The organism is Janthinobacterium sp. PSPC3-1 (genome assembly GCF_049896105.1).
Lineage (GTDB): Bacteria > Pseudomonadota > Gammaproteobacteria > Burkholderiales > Burkholderiaceae_D > Janthinobacterium.
This window is the reverse complement of record NZ_JAFCTQ010000008.1, coordinates 70310-86037: the sequence shown is the minus strand read 5'-3', so window position 1 is coordinate 86037 and position 15728 is coordinate 70310. Positions and strand designations below refer to the sequence as shown.

17 protein-coding genes are annotated in these 15728 nt (G+C 61.2%); 13 read left to right on the top strand and 4 right to left on the bottom strand.

Annotated features, from left to right (window positions below):
* Nucleotides 1–628 precede the first annotated feature (628 nt).
* Genes coxB through ACP7B7_RS11075 form a run of 6 tightly spaced genes read left to right on the top strand, consistent with a single transcriptional unit; the run spans nucleotide 629 to nucleotide 5253 of the window.
* Nucleotides 629–1837: a cytochrome c oxidase subunit II gene (gene coxB / locus ACP7B7_RS11100; RefSeq protein ID WP_308923910.1), complete on the top strand. Its 1209-nt coding sequence runs from the start codon at nucleotides 629–631 to the stop codon at nucleotides 1835–1837.
* 13 nt (nucleotides 1838–1850) lie between these two features.
* Nucleotides 1851–3458 (top strand): cytochrome c oxidase subunit I, encoded by a 1608-nt coding sequence (ctaD, locus tag ACP7B7_RS11095; protein WP_426076702.1) that lies wholly within the window; start codon nucleotides 1851–1853, stop codon nucleotides 3456–3458.
* 6 nt (nucleotides 3459–3464) lie between these two features.
* On the top strand, nucleotides 3465–3581 hold the full coding sequence (locus ACP7B7_RS11090; protein ID WP_217270561.1) for a cytochrome oxidase small assembly protein: 117 nt from the start codon (nucleotides 3465–3467) through the stop codon (nucleotides 3579–3581).
* A gap of 1 nt (nucleotide 3582) precedes the next feature.
* Nucleotides 3583–4155 (top strand): cytochrome c oxidase assembly protein, encoded by a 573-nt coding sequence (locus ACP7B7_RS11085; protein WP_426076701.1) that lies wholly within the window; start codon nucleotides 3583–3585, stop codon nucleotides 4153–4155.
* A gap of 2 nt (nucleotides 4156–4157) precedes the next feature.
* On the top strand, nucleotides 4158–4361 hold the full coding sequence (locus ACP7B7_RS11080) for a DUF2970 domain-containing protein (protein ID WP_426076700.1): 204 nt from the start codon (nucleotides 4158–4160) through the stop codon (nucleotides 4359–4361).
* Between the two features lie 22 nt (nucleotides 4362–4383).
* The gene (locus tag ACP7B7_RS11075) at nucleotides 4384–5253 is read left to right on the top strand and encodes a cytochrome c oxidase subunit 3 (RefSeq protein ID WP_308923915.1); all 870 of its coding nucleotides are present in this window, start codon (nucleotides 4384–4386) and stop codon (nucleotides 5251–5253) included.
* A gap of 119 nt (nucleotides 5254–5372) precedes the next feature.
* Here ACP7B7_RS11075 and ACP7B7_RS11070 read toward each other — a convergent pair whose 3' ends face one another.
* Complete coding sequence (locus tag ACP7B7_RS11070) at nucleotides 5373–5573, bottom strand: twin transmembrane helix small protein (protein ID WP_065308323.1); 201 nt, start codon at nucleotides 5571–5573, stop codon at nucleotides 5373–5375.
* Nucleotides 5574–5609: 36 nt separating this feature from the next.
* Between ACP7B7_RS11070 and ACP7B7_RS11065 the strand changes: the two genes are divergently transcribed.
* The 6 genes from ACP7B7_RS11065 to ACP7B7_RS11040 are packed head-to-tail and all read left to right on the top strand — an operon-like array spanning nucleotide 5610 to nucleotide 10756.
* Nucleotides 5610–6347: an SURF1 family protein gene (locus tag ACP7B7_RS11065; RefSeq protein ID WP_426076699.1), complete on the top strand. Its 738-nt coding sequence runs from the start codon at nucleotides 5610–5612 to the stop codon at nucleotides 6345–6347.
* Nucleotides 6328–6945: an SCO family protein gene (locus ACP7B7_RS11060; protein WP_308923917.1), complete on the top strand. Its 618-nt coding sequence runs from the start codon at nucleotides 6328–6330 to the stop codon at nucleotides 6943–6945. The genes ACP7B7_RS11065 and ACP7B7_RS11060 overlap by 20 nt, the downstream gene beginning before the upstream one ends.
* A gap of 18 nt (nucleotides 6946–6963) precedes the next feature.
* Nucleotides 6964–8157 carry a COX15/CtaA family protein gene (locus ACP7B7_RS11055; RefSeq protein WP_308925657.1) on the top strand — a complete coding sequence of 398 codons (1194 nt, stop codon included), beginning with the start codon at nucleotides 6964–6966 and terminating at the stop codon, nucleotides 8155–8157.
* The gene (gene cyoE / locus ACP7B7_RS11050; RefSeq protein WP_308923918.1) at nucleotides 8154–9053 is read left to right on the top strand and encodes a heme o synthase; all 900 of its coding nucleotides are present in this window, start codon (nucleotides 8154–8156) and stop codon (nucleotides 9051–9053) included. Before ACP7B7_RS11055 ends, cyoE begins: the two co-directional genes overlap by 4 nt.
* On the top strand, nucleotides 9050–9634 hold the full coding sequence (locus ACP7B7_RS11045; protein ID WP_308923919.1) for an SCO family protein: 585 nt from the start codon (nucleotides 9050–9052) through the stop codon (nucleotides 9632–9634). Before cyoE ends, ACP7B7_RS11045 begins: the two co-directional genes overlap by 4 nt.
* A gap of 42 nt (nucleotides 9635–9676) precedes the next feature.
* A complete protein-coding gene (locus tag ACP7B7_RS11040) occupies nucleotides 9677–10756 on the top strand; it encodes an AI-2E family transporter (protein WP_308923920.1) in 1080 nt (359 codons plus the stop codon).
* Here ACP7B7_RS11040 and ACP7B7_RS11035 read toward each other — a convergent pair.
* Together ACP7B7_RS11035 and ACP7B7_RS11030 are read right to left on the bottom strand one after the other, a co-directional pair.
* On the bottom strand, nucleotides 10753–12093 hold the full coding sequence (locus ACP7B7_RS11035; protein ID WP_308923921.1) for a hemolysin family protein: 1341 nt from the start codon (nucleotides 12091–12093) through the stop codon (nucleotides 10753–10755). The two genes, ACP7B7_RS11040 and ACP7B7_RS11035, sit on opposite strands and share 4 nt — an antisense overlap.
* Nucleotides 12094–12189: 96 nt before the next feature.
* The gene (locus tag ACP7B7_RS11030; protein ID WP_308923922.1) at nucleotides 12190–13524 is read right to left on the bottom strand and encodes an MFS transporter; all 1335 of its coding nucleotides are present in this window, start codon (nucleotides 13522–13524) and stop codon (nucleotides 12190–12192) included.
* 171 nt (nucleotides 13525–13695) lie between these two features.
* Here ACP7B7_RS11030 and ACP7B7_RS11025 point away from each other — a divergent pair, with 171 nt between their 5' ends.
* Nucleotides 13696–14715, top strand: a complete 1020-nt coding sequence (locus ACP7B7_RS11025) for a serine hydrolase domain-containing protein (protein ID WP_308923923.1) — start codon at nucleotides 13696–13698, stop codon at nucleotides 14713–14715.
* On the opposite strand, the gene ACP7B7_RS11020 is transcribed toward ACP7B7_RS11025, so the two are convergent.
* A complete protein-coding gene (locus ACP7B7_RS11020; protein ID WP_426076698.1) occupies nucleotides 14716–15621 on the bottom strand; it encodes a LysR family transcriptional regulator in 906 nt (301 codons plus the stop codon). It lies immediately after the preceding gene.
* Nucleotides 15622–15728 lie beyond the last annotated feature (107 nt).

Below are 15728 nucleotides of genomic sequence, written 5' to 3'. Positions count from 1 at the left end.
GCTTTGATTTGCCGCGTAAATAAGCAGGTTTCAAAAACGGAATAATTGGCGCGCAACCCCAAGAGTCCCTGATAAAACGGCCATGGCGTTGTTGCCTTGCCTCGCCGTACATGCGTACTGTCTTCGGCGCGGCGCCTGGCCCTGACCATTTTCTCAGGAACTCTTTGCGCGGGATAAAACCGAGACTTTGTCAGCATCGCGGCTGATATGGCCGCAACCGTTGCAATCCGCGCCACCATCGGTGATGTAGCTCCGCATGCACCGCATATTTCTTGATGGATTCAACTTTTCTTGCTTATAATCGTTGACTGTTTTGTCAGCTTGTTAAGCTAAAAAACAAGGGCCGTGCAAAAAATAAAAATGCAAAGCAAGCCACGCTCGAAGTTAGTGCATTAGTATAGTAACCATCTTGCATGCAGGGTGATGCAAGGATGGATGGGAAAACAGGGTTGCAGCATGGTGTTCCGGCAGCGTTTTGCATGGATCGCCAGCATGGAATCTGCTGGTGCTACAGGCCTGCGGCGGCGGTCGGGCCGTTGTGCTTTTCATGGAGGAGCGGCAGCGGGGGAGTACGGAGGTTTCCGCAGCCGTTTAAAATATCGTTATTTTTTAGGTGGTTGGGGAAAACATGACTTATGCAAAGCGACTGCTATCGTCGATGCCGGGACTATTGCTGCTAGCGGCTGGCAGCGGACAGTGGGCCATGGCGGCGCCTGCCGCCTCCACCTATCCTGGTACGGGCGGTCCGGTACCGTTCGAGATGAATCTGCAACCGCCGGCGACCCAGATCGCCCATGAAATCTACGATTTGCACACCTGGATGATGGTCATCTGCCTGGTGATCTTCGTGGCCGTGTTCGGCGTCATGTTCTATTCCATCTTCAAGCACCGCAAGTCGCTGGGCCACAAACCGGCCACCTTCCACGAAAGCACCACCGTCGAGATCGCCTGGACCGTCGTGCCTTTCCTGATCGTCATCGGCATGGCGCTGCCCGCCACGCGCACCGTGGTCGGCATGAAAGACACCTCGAATGCCGACATCACCATCAAGGCCACCGGCATGCAGTGGAAATGGGGCTATGACTACCTGAAAGGCGAGGGGCAGGGCATTTCCTTCCTGTCCAACCTGTCCACGCCGCGCTCGCAGGTGGGTGCGCCCGGCGCGCCACCGACGGAAAAGCGCGGCGAAAATTACCTGATCGAAGTCGACAATGAAGTGGTGGTGCCGGTCAATAAGAAGATCCGCGTGGTGCTGACCGCGAATGACGTGATCCACGCCTGGTCGGTGCCCGCCTTTGGTGTGAAACAGGATGCGATTCCCGGTTTCGTGCGCGACACCTGGTTCAAGGCCGACCATATCGGTACCTTCCGCGGCAATTGCGCCGAGCTGTGCGGCAAGGAACACGCCTTTATGCCGATCGTCGTGAAAGTGGTCTCCGCTGACGACTACAAGGCCTGGGTCGACGTGAAACAGAAGGAAATGGCGGCGCTGGCCGACGATCCGAACAAGACCTGGACCATCGACGAGCTGAAGGTCAAGGGCGAAAAAGTGTATGCCGCCAACTGCGTGGTCTGTCACCAGGCCACCGGCAAGGGCGTGCCGGGCGCGTTCGCACCGCTCGATGGCTCGGCCATCGTCAACGGTCCCAAGGCCGAACAGATCCACGTCTTGCTGAACGGGCAAAAGAGCGGCAAGTATCCGGCGGAAATGCCAGCCTGGAAACAGTTGTCCGACACGGATATCGCGGCAGTGATCACTTACACGCGCAATAGCTGGTCCAACAAGGCCGAAGAAAATATCGTTCAACCAGCCGAAGTCGTGGCTGCACGCAAGTAATCAGGAGCAGACCATGAGCACTAGCACTTTGGACCGCGCCGGTCAGGATCTTCACGACCACGCCCACGATCACGCCCACGACCATCCCACGGGTTACCGCCGCTGGCTGTTTGCCACCAACCACAAGGATATCGGTACCCTCTACTTGTGGTTCTCGTTCGCCATGCTGCTGTCGGGCGGCGTGCTGGCCCTGATGATACGCACCGAGCTGTTCCATCCTGGCCTGCAGTTTTTCCACCCTGAATTCTTCAACCAGCTCACCACCATGCATGGCCTGGTGATGGTGTTCGGCGCCATCATGCCGGCCTTTGTCGGCTATGCCAACTGGATGATCCCGCTGCAGGTGGGCGCCTCCGACATGGCGTTTGCGCGCATGAACAACTTCTCGTTCTGGCTGCTGCCGCCGGCCGCGATCCTGCTGGCCACGTCCTTCCTGGTACCGGGCGGCGCCACCGCCGCCGGCTGGACCCTGTACGCGCCGCTGTCGACGCAGATGGGCCCCGGCATGGACATGGCGATTTTCGCCATGCATCTGATGGGCGCCTCGTCCATCATGGGCTCGATCAATATCATCGTCACCATCCTCAACATGCGCGCGCCCGGCATGACGCTGATGAAAATGCCGATGTTCTGCTGGACCTGGCTGATCACGGCCTACCTCCTGATCGCCGTGATGCCGGTACTGGCCGGAGCGATCACCATGACCCTGACCGACCGCCATTTCGGCACCTCGTTCTTCAACGCGGCCGGCGGCGGCGACCCCGTCATGTACCAGCATATCTTCTGGTTCTTCGGCCACCCCGAGGTCTACATCATGATCTTGCCGGCCTTCGGCATTGTCTCGCAGATCCTGCCGGCGTTCGCCCGCAAGCCGCTGTTCGGCTACGCCTCGATGGTGTACGCCACGGCATCGATCGCGATCCTGTCGTTCATCGTCTGGGCCCACCACATGTTTACCACCGGCATGCCGGTCACCAGCCAGCTGTTCTTCATGTACGCCACCATGCTGATCGCCGTGCCGACCGGCGTCAAAGTGTTCAACTGGATCGCCACCATGTGGAAGGGCTCGATGACCTTCGAGACGCCGATGCTGTTCTCGGTCGGCTTCATCTTCGTGTTCACCATGGGCGGCTTTACCGGCCTGATCCTGGCGGTCACGCCGATCGACATCCAGCTGCAGGATACGTATTATGTGGTGGCCCACTTCCACTACGTGCTGGTGGCCGGCTCGCTGTTCGCCCTGTTCGCCGGCTTCTATTACTGGTCGCCGAAATGGACCGGCCATATGTACAACGAGACGCGCGGCAAGATCCACTTCTGGCTGTCGCTGATCACGTTCAACGTCACCTTCTTCCCGATGCACTTCCTGGGCCTGGCCGGCATGCCACGCCGCTACGCCGATTATCCGGCGCAGTTCACCGACTTCAACATGATCGCCTCGATCGGCGGCTTCGGCTTCGGCCTGATGCAGGTGTATTTCCTGGTGTTTGTCGTGATTCCGACGATTCGTGGCGGCAAGGCAGCGCCGGCGAAACCATGGGAAGGCGCCGAAGGGCTGGAGTGGACCGTGCCGAGCCCGGCGCCGTTCCATACCTTTGAAACACCGCCAACCGTGAAGTAAGCCGTCATGAGCGAGCGTAATAGTGGACGCAAGAAGCCGAACAACCTGCGCACCGGGCTGATCCTGGCGGCGCTGGCGGCGTTCTTTTTCCTGTCCGTGTTTGCCAAGCGGCTGTGGTTGTGACATGACGACGCCAGTGCCTCGGGAGACGCGCGGACTGAACCGCCAGATGCTGGGCAAGCTGCTCGTCATTGCCTGCGTGATGTTCGGTTTTGGCTACGCCCTGATTCCCGTCTACAAGCAGATTTGCGAAGTGATGGGCATCAATGTGCTGACGCAAAAGGATGGCACGGTTGCCTGGGACAAGAACGCGCAGGTCGACACCACCCGCAGCATCACGGTGGAATTCGATGGCAATGCCCAGGGGCCATGGCGCTTTCGCCCGGTGGTATCCAGCATGCAAGTGCATCCGGGCGAGCTGGTGACGGTGCTGTATGAAGTGGTCAACACCCAGGGGCGCACCGTCAACGCGCAGGCGATTCCCAGCTACGCGCCGCAAAGCGCCACGCCGCATTTCAAGAAGGTCGAGTGCTTCTGCTTCCAGCAGCAGACCTTGAAACCGCATGAGGCGCGGCAGATGCCGGTGGTGTTTTTCCTCGATCCGGCGCTGCCGAAAGAAGTGAAAACCATCACCCTGTCGTACACGTTTTTCGAGATTGCCGGACTGAGCCAGGCTCAGACACCGGTGGTGCAATAGCCATGAACGATCCGCGCAAGCCGCAAGCGTCGTTCCTGTATTCATTGAAGGCCGTGATCTGGTCATTTACTGGTTTACGGCGCAAGAGCGATTTCGATACCGATTCGGCCAGGCTGAACCCGGTGCATATCGTGATTGCCGGCCTGCTGGCGGTGGCCTGCCTGGTCGGCATCCTGATTGCCATCGTCAGCCTGGTCGTACCATAAATATATAAACGAGGAGATGAGAATGAGTTCCAACCACGCTACAGCGTCCTCTGCACCCTATTATTTCGTACCCGGGCCATCGAAGTGGCCGATGCTGGGCGGCGCCAGCCTGCTGCTGACCATGATAGGCGCCTCGGCCTGGGTCAATGACGTGGCTTGGGGACCGTACCTGAACTATATCGGCCTGGCCGGCATTTTGCTGGTGCTGTATTTCTGGTTCGGCGACGCCATCGGCGAGTCGGAAAAAGGCTTGTACAGCGAGCGCATCGATTACTCCTTCCGCTGGAGCATGAGCTGGTTCATCTTCTCCGAGGTGATGTTCTTTGCCGCCTTCTTTGGCGCCCTGTTCTATGCGCGCAGCATTTCCATGCCGTGGCTGGGCGACCTCGACCACAAGCTGATCTGGCCCGATTTCGCCGCCCACTGGGGCACGGTGGGGCCGGCCGGCACGGTGCAGGAATTTACCACCATGACGCCGTTCTGGATTCCGACGATTAACACGGCCTTGCTGCTGACCTCGGGCGTGACCCTGACGATTTCGCACCATGCATTGCGCGCCGGCCACCGCGGCATGACGGCCCTGTTCCTGGCCGCCACGATTTTGCTGGGCGCCGTCTTCATGGGCTTCCAGGTGTATGAATACATGCATGCGTACAGCGAGCTGAATCTGAAAATGACGTCCGGCATCTACGGCGCCACCTTCTTCATGCTGACCGGTTTCCACGGCTTCCATGTGACCCTGGGCGCCATCATGCTGTCGGTGATCCTGTACCGCGTATTGAAGGGACACTTCACGCCCGAGCATCACTTCGGCTTCGAAGGCGCCGCCTGGTACTGGCACTTTGTCGACGTCGTCTGGCTGGGCCTGTATGTAGTCGTGTATTGGTTATAATAACGGGGCAGGGCGCGCTGTTGACATGCGCGCCAGCAGAATGAAAAGAGCCGTACCGGACGATCCGTGTACGGCTTTTTTCTTGGCGTTGAAATTTGCCAATCAGGCAATGGCGGCGTCTAATGGATGCCGGTAGGCTGTATGTAGCCCAGCTTGTGCGCCAGCAGTATCAACAGGAACAGGGCAATCGAAAACCCCACGCGCATGGCCAGCGCCTGCACGGTGCGGTTGCTCTTGCCCTTGTCGCGCATCAGGAAGAACAAGGCCGAGCCCAGGCTGCCCAGGATCAGGATAAAAGCGATGGCGACGACGATTTTCATGGATGACAAGGCCGGCTCTGAGGAGGTTTCATTGTAATGCCAGTACGCTTCCCATTCCGCTTTCGATGGATACCGTTTGTTGTAATGCTGCTACTGGTGGCGCTGGGCCTGTCGCTGGCGCAATGGCAGCAGCGCCGGGCGGAAGAAAAAATCGCCCGCGCCGCCAGGCTGGAAGCGGGCAACCTGGCCGCGCCGCTGGCGTTGACGGCCGCGCCTTTGCTGCCCGTGGACGCCGAAGCGATCGAATACCGCCGCGTGACGGTGACGGGCCACTTCGTGCCCGCCTGGACCGTGTACCTGGACAACCGCCCGTACCGCGGCCAGGCCGGTTTTCATGTGCTGACGCCGTTTCAAATCGACGGCTCGACCATGCATGTGCTGGTGGCGCAGGGCTGGTTGCCGCGCAACAATGCCGACCGTACCCGTATCGCCGATTACAGCACGCCCACCGGTACTGTCACGTTGCAGGGCGTGGCGCGCCTGAATGCCGGCCATGTGATGCAGCTGGGCACGGCTGCTCCTTTGCTTCCGCAAGCCATTGTGCAAAATGCCGATATCGCGCAACTGGCGCAGGCCAGCGGCCTGGCCTTCCAGCCGCTGCTGATCGAACAGACCTCGCCGGAGAGCGCCAAGCTGCCGGTGCGCGACTGGCCGGCGCCGGATCTCGGTGCGGACAAGCACCGCGGCTACGCCTTCCAGTGGTACGCGCTGGCACTGATGGCCTTTTTATTTTTTGTCTTTACAGGATGTCGACGTGCAAACAAATCTCCCTGACGCGCTTGAGAAAAAAGCGCAAACCACCGGCCGCTGGAAGCTGCTGGCCGTGGTGGCCGTGTGCGCCTTTCCCATCATCGCCTCGTATGTGACGTATTACATCATCAAGCCCAGCGGGCGCAACAACTATGGCGCCCTGATCGACCCGCGCCAGTATCCGATCCCGGAAGCCACATTGCAGGTGAAGGAGCTGGACGGCAAGCCATCGCCGCTGGCGCAGTTCAAGGGCAAGTGGGTGATGCTGCAGGCCGGTCCGTCCGACTGCCAGCAGGCGTGCAAGCAGCAGCTGTTTGCCATGCAGCAGTTGCGCCTGACCCAGGGCAAGGAAAGGGAGCGCATCGAACGCGTCTGGCTGATCACCGACCCGGAGCCGATCGACACCATCGTGATGCGCGAATACGACGGCACCAACATGCTGCGCGTGAATGGCGACGCCTTGAAAGCCTGGCTGCCGGTGGAAGCCGGCGGCAAGCCGGACGATCATCTGTATCTGATCGATCCACTGGGCAATCTGATGATGCGTTTCCCGAAAGATGCGGACCCGACCAAAGTAAAAAAAGATATCGCCAAGCTGCTCAAAGCTTCGGCGATCGGTTGAGGAGTCCGCATGCCTGAAATGCATCTTTCCGCGCTGGCCCAGCTGGGCCTGACAGGCCTGCTGGTAGCCCTGTTGCCGCTGACCATGGTGTGGGTCTCCGCCGACGCCAATAAATACCGAAAACTCGTGTGGATCGCCGTGTTCCTGACGGTCGACCTGATCATGTTTGGCGGCTTTACGCGCTTGTCCGATTCCGGCCTCGGCTGCCCGGACTGGCCCGGCTGCTATGGCTCGGCCAATCCTTTCCTGGCGCACGAGCATATCGTGGCCGCTGAAACGCTGATGCCGACCGGCCCCGTGACGGTGGTCAAAGCCTGGATCGAAATGACGCACCGCTACCTGGCGATGGCGATCGGCGTGCTGATCGTGGCGATGATGGTACAGGCCTGGCGTCAATGGCGGAAAAAGGATAAACAAGGAAACCGCCGCGAGGAATTCGCGCCCGCCTTGCCGACGGCGCTGTTCTTCTTTGTCTGCCTGCAAGGCGCGTTTGGCGCTTGGACCGTCACCTTGAAACTGCAGCCGGTGATCGTCACCATCCATTTGCTGCTGGGCATGGGATTATTGTCCCTGCTGGTGTGGCTCGGTGGACGCCAGGATCATGCGGTGTCGCCGGTGCTGTGCGCCGATGCCGATGCCGTGGTACTGCGCCCGGTGCGCGCGCTGGCGATTTTTTCGGCTGTATTGTTGACCTTGCAGATCGCCTTGGGCGGCTGGGTCAGCACCAATTATGCGGCGCTGGCCTGTACCGATTTTCCTTTGTGCGGCGGCAAGGTGATCCCCGAGATGGATTTCGAGCACGCCTTTTATTTGTGGCGCGAGCTGGGCAAGACGGCCGCCGGCCATTATCTGCCGTTCTCGGCGCTGACGGCGATCCACTGGGTGCACCGCAATTTCGCCTTGATCGTGTTGGCCGGCATCGGCTATACCGTGTTTCGCGCATGGAAGCTGCCGTCCCTGCGCGGCACGGCGCGGATGATTGCCCTGGTGCTGGCACTGCAGGCGGCCACCGGCATGGCGACGATCTACCTGAACTGGCCGCTGGCGATTGCCGTCCTGCATAACGGCGGGGCGGCGCTGCTCGTGTTGTTGCTGACCATGTTAAACTACAAGGCTAAATTCCAGCTCGATGCCGCACAGAATCGGAATATTCAACACGGCATCCACCGCGACACCTACGCGGCGGCACCTTCCGCACGCTCCCAGAAATGACTACTCAGACCATCAGCCGTAAACCCTCCCCCCGCATCGCCCAGTACTGGGCGCTGACCAAGCCGCGCGTGACGCAACTGGCCGTATTTTGCGCCGTGATCGGCATGTTCTTGGCCAGCGAAACCTTGCCGGACTGGCAGCCGGTGGTGTTCGGCACCATCGGCATCTGGTTGCTGGCGGGCGCGGCATTCGCCGTCAACTGCCTGGCCGAGCGCGAGATCGACGCGCGCATGGCCCGCACGGCGCGCCGTCCGATGGCGATGGGCGATATCACGGTGAAACAGACGGTGGTGTTCGCGCTGGTGATCGGCGGCCTGGGCATGGGCATCCTGTATTACCTGGTCAATCCGCTGACCATGTGGCTGACCTTTGTGACGTTTGTCGGCTATGCGCTGATCTACACCATGGTCCTGAAACCGGCCACACCGCAGAACATCGTCATCGGTGGTCTGTCCGGCGCCATGCCGCCGGCGCTGGGCTGGGCCGCTGTCGCCAACGACGTGCCGATGCAGGCCTGGCTGCTGGTGCTGATCATTTTTGTCTGGACGCCGCCGCACTTCTGGGCGCTGGCCATGTACCGCCGCGACGACTACGCCCGCTCCGGCCTGCCGATGCTGCCCGTCACCCACGGCCTGGCATTCACGCAGTTTCACGTGTGGCTGTATTCGATCGCGCTGGCCGCCACCACCCTGATGCCGTACGCCGTGCGCATGAGCGGGCTGATCTACCTGGCCTCGGCCGTGGTACTGAACGCCGGCTTCCTGTATTACTCGTGGCAGATGTACCGCAAGTACACGGACCTGATCGCGAGGAAAGCCTTTACCTATTCCATCATCTACCTGTCGCTGCTGTTCGTGGCGCTGCTGGTCGACCATTACATCCCTCTCGGCTCATGAAAAAACTCTTCTGCCTGTTGTTGACCACCTTGCTGCTGGCCGCTTGCGGCAAACCGGAAGCGCCGAAACCGGCTTTCCAGAACACCGATGTGACGGGACTGGGCTATGCGCGTGAGTTTGCGCTGACCGACCATACGGGCAAGCCACGCACCCTGGCCGATTACCAGGGCAAGGTCGTGCTGATGTTCTTCGGCTATACGCAATGCCCGGACGTCTGCCCCACCACCATGGCCGACATGGCGCAGGTGATGAAAGAGATGGGGCCGCAGGCCGACCAGGTGCAAGTGCTGTTCGTCACGGTCGACCCCGAGCGCGACACGCAGGCCCTGCTGGCCGAATACGTGCCGGCCTTTGACAAGCGCTTTGTCGGCCTGTACGGCGACCTTGCCGCCACGGCGAAAGTGGCCAAGGAATTCAAGGTGTATTACGCCAAGGTCGAAGGCGAAACCGACAGCAGCTACACGGTCGACCATACGGCCGGCACCTATGTGTTTGACCGCCACGGCAAGATCCGCCTGTTCGTGCGCCACGGCGAGAAGCCGGCCGCCATCGCGCACGATCTTAAACTTCTGCTATCCTGAGCCAGCGGCGCCGCTGGGGCGCCATCTCAGGATACGCGGTACATGGACAAACGTTTCGAGCCTCACGCCCGCCTGGCAGCCGTCATCTTTTTGTTGATCGGCTGCTTTTTCGTCCTGCGCCCCTTTTTGCCGGCGATGCTGTTCGCCGTCTGCGTCAGCATTTCCAGCTGGCCGCTGTATCTGCTGCTGCTGGCGCGCGTCAAGGGCCGGCGCAACCTGGCGGCGGCCATCATGACCGTCTCGCTGGTGCTGGTGATCGTGCTGCCGCTGGTGCTGGTCACCTACAATCTGGCCGACAATGTGGCGCGCATCTATGAGCAGCTGCGGCTGGCGCTGGACGAAGGCGGGCTGCATCCGCCGGCCTGGCTGGCCAGCATACCGCTGATCGGCGACACCATCGACGGCTATATCCGGCGCATTATCGACGACCGCGAAGAGCTGCTGAACCTGGGCAAGAACATGCTGGAGCCGGCCCGCCATTTCCTCACTTCCGGCGGCATCGTGCTGGGCAGCGGCGTGGCACAGACCAGCCTGGCCGTGTTCGTCAGTTTTTTCCTGTACCGCGATGGGCAATTGCTGCGCACCGCGCTGCTCAACGGCAGCGCGCGCATTATCGGCGACAGCGCGCCCGGCGTGGCGCTGACCATCAGCCGCACCATCCGCGGCGTGATGTATGGCCTGCTGGGCACGGCGCTGGCGCAGGCGCTGGTGGCGGTGGTGGGGTTTCTGATCGCCGGCGTGCCGGCCGTGGCCCTGCTGGGCATCGCCACCTTCGTGCTGTCGCTGGTGCCGGTGGGGCCGCCGCTGGTGTGGGGCGGCGCCGCCATCTGGCTGTTCAACAGCGGCCAGACGGGCTGGGGCATCTTCATGCTGGTGTGGGGTGGCTTGTTGATCAGCGGCGTCGACAATGTGGTCAAGCCGCTGCTGATCAGCCGCGGCAGCAGCCTGCCGTTTTTGCTGGTGCTGCTGGGCGTGCTCGGCGGCGTGCTGGCCTTCGGCTTTGTCGGCATCTTTATCGGCCCGACCCTGCTGGCGGTGCTGTACAGCTTGCTGCAAACTTGGACCCTGGGCATGACAACCGTGCCGCAGGGCAAGGATAGCCTTGGCGAAAAGAAATCTTAGTCGCGCAGGTCGGCGTCCAGGTCGCGCTCGACTTTCGGTATCACCTTGATCAGGACGATACGGGGGCCGTTCATTTTCTTGACGACGATATCGAAGTCGACAAAGGTGATGCGCTGGCCCTGTTTCGGAATATCGCCCAGCTTGACCATGATCAGGCCGCCGACGGACTCCACGTCATCGAGGCCCAGTTCCTCGTTCTCGATATCGATGCCGAGGATGCGTTCGAGCGAGAAGATCGGCAGGCTGGCCTTGCCGATCAGGGTGCCGTCGCTCTGCTTGAGCCAGTCGTTTTCATTGCGGCGAAATTCATCGCGGATCTCGCCGACCATGGCGCCCAGCAAATTGTCCAGAGTAATGAACCCCACCGGGCGCTTGCCCTTTTCGCCGATCAGCGCGAAGTGCGGCGCGCCGTCGCGAAAGCGGCGGAACAGTTCCAGCGCCGGCGTGCGCGCCGAAATGATGTCCACCGGCCGCAGGAAAGGGATCAGCGAGCTGATGGTCTTGCCGGCCTGCTGGGCGAAAAACAGGTCTTTCAGGTGAATCACGCCCAGCACATCGTCTTCATTGGTATCGAAGTAGGGGTAGCGGCTGAAGCGGTTGCGCAGCACGGTTTCCAGGTTCTGCTCCAGGTTTTCCGAGGCATACAGGGCCACCACTTCATTGAGCGGGCGCATCAGGTCCGACACCGTCATCTGCTCGAAATCGAGCGACTGGGCCAGGATATTGCGTTCGTCGCGCGTGAATTTTTCGCCGGGCTGGCTGGTGCGCAGGATCAGTTTCAGCTCTTCGGAGGAGTAGTGGGCATCGTGGCCGCCTTTTCCCGACAGGCCCGCCATGCGCAACACCCAGTTGGCGCTGGCGTTGAGCAGGAAGATGGCCGGGTACATGGCCCAGTAAAAGCCGTACAGGGGAATCGCGCTCCACAGGCCGACCGCTTCCGGGTTGCGGATCGCCATCGATTTGGGCGCCAGTTCGCCGACCACGATATGCAAAAAGGAAATCACGCTGAAGGCCACCACGAAGGACACGCCGTGGATCAGTTCCTGCGAAGTGACGCCGATGGCGCCGAACAGCGGTTCGAGCAGGCCCGCAAAGGCCGGCTCGCCGACCCAGCCCAGGCCCAGCGACGCCAGCGTGATGCCCAGCTGGCAGGCCGACAGGTAGGCGTCCAGCTGGCCGTGCACCTTGGCCAGGATGCGGCCCCGCAGCCCCTGCGTCTTGGCGATGGCGCGGATGCGCGTGCGCCGCAAGGTAACGATGCCAAATTCGGCGGCAACAAAAAAACCATTGAGCGCGACCAGGAAAAAGGCGAGCAGGACAAGCAAAACATTGTGCATGGGGACGCAAAAAGATGGGCTGTTAAAACGTCATCTTAAACGACGAAGGCCACCATGGCCTAATATCGGCCGCGCGCGCCGCAATTTCAGTCCTTTTCAGGCCTTGACCGTGCTGGTGCCGCCACCACGCATGGAAAACACCATCACGGCCGAGACGATGGCCGGAATCGCCACCACCAGGAAAATCGTGCTGTTGGGCCAGTTCAACCGGATCAGCTCGCCGCCAAGCACCGGGCCGATAATCGAGCCGATGCGGCCCACGCCCAGGCTCCAGCCGATGCCGGTCGAGCGCAGGGTGGTGGGGTAGTAGCTGGCCGCCAGCGCATTGACGGCCGGCTGGCCACCGACGATGCAGAAACCGGCAATGAAAATCGTGATGAACAGGAAGGCCAGCGACACGTCCGGACGGCCGATCAGGGCAATCGCCACCGCCGCCACCAGGAAGCAGGGCAGCAGGATGCGGCGGAAGCTGGAGCGGTCGATCAATTGCCCCATGATCAGGGTGCCGATGGTGCCGCCCACTTGCAGGGCAGTGCCGGCCAGCACCGCATTGGCGGTCGACAGGCCCGCTTCCCTGGCGATCGTCGGCAGCCAGTTCGACAGGAAATACAGGTTCAGCAAGTTCATGAAGTTGATGATCCATAACAGGATCGTCATTTTGGCGCGGCCTTCGCGAAACAGCGCCAGCACGGGTGCGCCACGGGTTTCCTTCTCATGCACCACGTATTGGGTGTCGGCGGTGATCGTCACGCTCGGGTCGATGCGCTTGAGCCACTGTGCCACCTTGTGCAAATTCTTTTTCTTCAGCACCAAAAACTGCATCGACTCGGGCAGCAGGAAGAACATCAGCACGCCGATCGCCAACGGCACCACGCCGCCCACGTAAAACACCGATTGCCAGCCAAACGCGGGAATCAGGGCCGCCGACAACAGGCCACCGAGCACGGCGCCCAGCGTAAAACCGCAGGACACCAGCATCATCAGGGTGACTTTCTTGCGCAGCGGGCTGTATTCGCCTGCCAGCGCCATGGCGTTCGGCATCACGGCGCCCAGGCCCAGGCCGGTGATAAAGCGGATCAGCTGCAGTTGCTCGATGGTGGTGGCCAGCGGCGTGACCAGCATGCAGAGGGAAAAGAAAATGGTCGAACCGATCAGCACGGGGCGGCGGCCGAACTTGTCGGCCGTGATGCTGAACACCAGCGAGCCGACCAGCATGCCCAGCAGGCCGGCGCCGAAGACCGGGCCCAGGTTGGCTTTGCTCACATGCCAGTCGGCAATAATGGCGGGCGCCACATAGCCCATCGCCTGCACGTCGAAGCCATCCATGATGACGCACAGCCCGCACAGGATCAGCATGCCGATCTGGAAGGAACCTATCTTGTTGTGATTGATGAGATCGGGAATATCGATCGTCGTGCCTGCCGTGGACATGCTTGCGCTCCTGGGATTTTGTTATCGGTGGCGCCTGTACGTGTGATTGCGGCAGGCACCTTTCTGAGCCTTGATTACAATCGTTTTTGATTGATTATTCAAACGTTATTTTCGAATGGATTTATCAGTTTTTCCACTGAATACAAGAATCAGTATGTTAATCTTATCGCCATGAAAAATCTTGCTCTTCACTTCGAGGCCCTGCAGGCGCGCCTGCCTGCCGACGGCCCCGGCTTCAGCGCGCTGGTGCTGCGCCACGGCCAGCCTGTGTTCGAACTGCATCACGGCCTGGCCTGCCTGGAACTGGGCGTGCCGCTGACAGGCCGCTCACGCTATTACCTGGCGTCCGAGTCGAAACAGTTTACGGCCGCCTGTGTGCTGGATCTGGTGCGCCAGGGACGGATCGGCCTCGATGACGATGTGGCGCCCCACCTGCCGGAAGTGCGGCAGTTCGAACAGGCGATCAGCGTGCACCAGCTGCTCAACCACACCAGCGGCATCCCCGATTATTTTGCTTTCCTGCAGTGCCAGCTGGGCCGGCACGAGAGCGACTATTTCAATAATGTGCATTTGCTGCGCATCATCGAGAAAATGGATGAGCTGGCGTTTGCGCCCGGCAGCGCCCATGCCTACAGCAACTGCAATTACATTTTGCTGGCCAAACTGGTGGAAGTGTTGAGTGGAAACTCGTTGGCGGAGCATGCGCGCAACACCCTGTTTGCGCCGCTGGAGATGCACGCCACTGCGTTCGACGTCGAGCGGCAGGCGGTGATGCCGCAGCGCGTGCGCAGCTATACGCCAGACGCGGCAATGCCGGGCGGCTACCGCCAGCATCTGGGCAACGCGAATACCGTCGGCGATGGCGGCGTGTATGCCTCGCTGCATGACTTGGCCTTGTGGGAGCGGGCATGGCACCGCCAGTACGCTGACCCCGCCAGCCTGGTGCGTTCCTTGCTGCAACCGTCGAGCGCGCCAGACGGCCACCACTGGTCCTACCGCTTCGGCCTGGAAGTGTTCGAGCACGCGGGACGCGAGGTGGTGTTCCACGGCGGCGGCCTGTGGGGCTTTCATACCTTGCTGCTGCGCCTGCCGCAGGCCGGCTTGTCGGTGGTGCATCTGGCCAACGTCGATACGGCCGAGCCGGACCAGGCGGCCCTGCTGGCGGCGATTGCGGCTGACCTGGACGGCTGATCAGGGCGCGGTGGGCGGCTTTTGCACGGCCGCCAGAATCACCCCCAGCGCCGGGTGCATGATCTTGCGTTCGTTCGAGATCACATAGAACTGTTCGCGCAGGGACGAGGCTTCGCCCACCAGCACGGCGCCGAACTGTTCCTCGATCTCGGCCGCCAGGCTGGCCGAGGCGAAGAACAGGCCCAGGCCCTTGCGGCCAAAGGCGTTCAGCATGGCGTTGTCTTCGAACTCGCCGGCCACGTCGGGCCGCACGCCCTGGTGCACCATCCATTCGTCGATGCGTCCGCGCAAGGCGTTGTTGCGCGTCGGTAGCAAAAACGGCGCGCCATGCAGGCTGTGCGGAAAGTTGTCGCGGTAGCGTTCGGCCAGGGCCGGCACGCCGAACAGTTTCATGGCGCTCTCGCCCCACAGATGACTCGATACGCGCAGGCTGGCGCCGGCCGGCACGGCGCGGTCGGTCAGCACCAGGTCCAGCTTGTGCAGCGCCAGGTCGGCCAGCAGCGACTCGAACTCGTTTTCCAGGCACACCAGCTTGACGGGCTGGCCCAGGCTGCGCGTGGCGTCGAGCATGCGGTAGGCCATCAGTTTCGGCAGGGAATCGGAAATGCCCACCGTCAGCCGCATCTTTTCCGCGTCGGTGTCGGCCAGCGCCTCCTGCATCTGTTCGCCGAGCAAAAAAATCTGGTCCGCATAGCCGAGCGCCAGCCGGCCCGCTTCGGTCGGCACCAGGCGCCGGCCCTGCGGCTGCAGCAGCGACTTGCCCAGCTCCTTTTCCAGCAGCGCCAGCTGGGTGCTGATGGTCTGCACGGCCAGGCCCAGGCGCTCGGCCGCGCGCGTCACGCCGCCTTCCCTGGCGACGACCCAAAAAAAGTACAAATGGCGGTAATTGAAGCCCGTGGTTTTCATCTGCTTGGCCTATCTTCTGTTTTTACGAAGTAATGCTTCCATTATCTTCCATTTTTAAATCAATCGTGCGCACCTATACTCTGCTCATGTTTGCAAACTGATAGGAG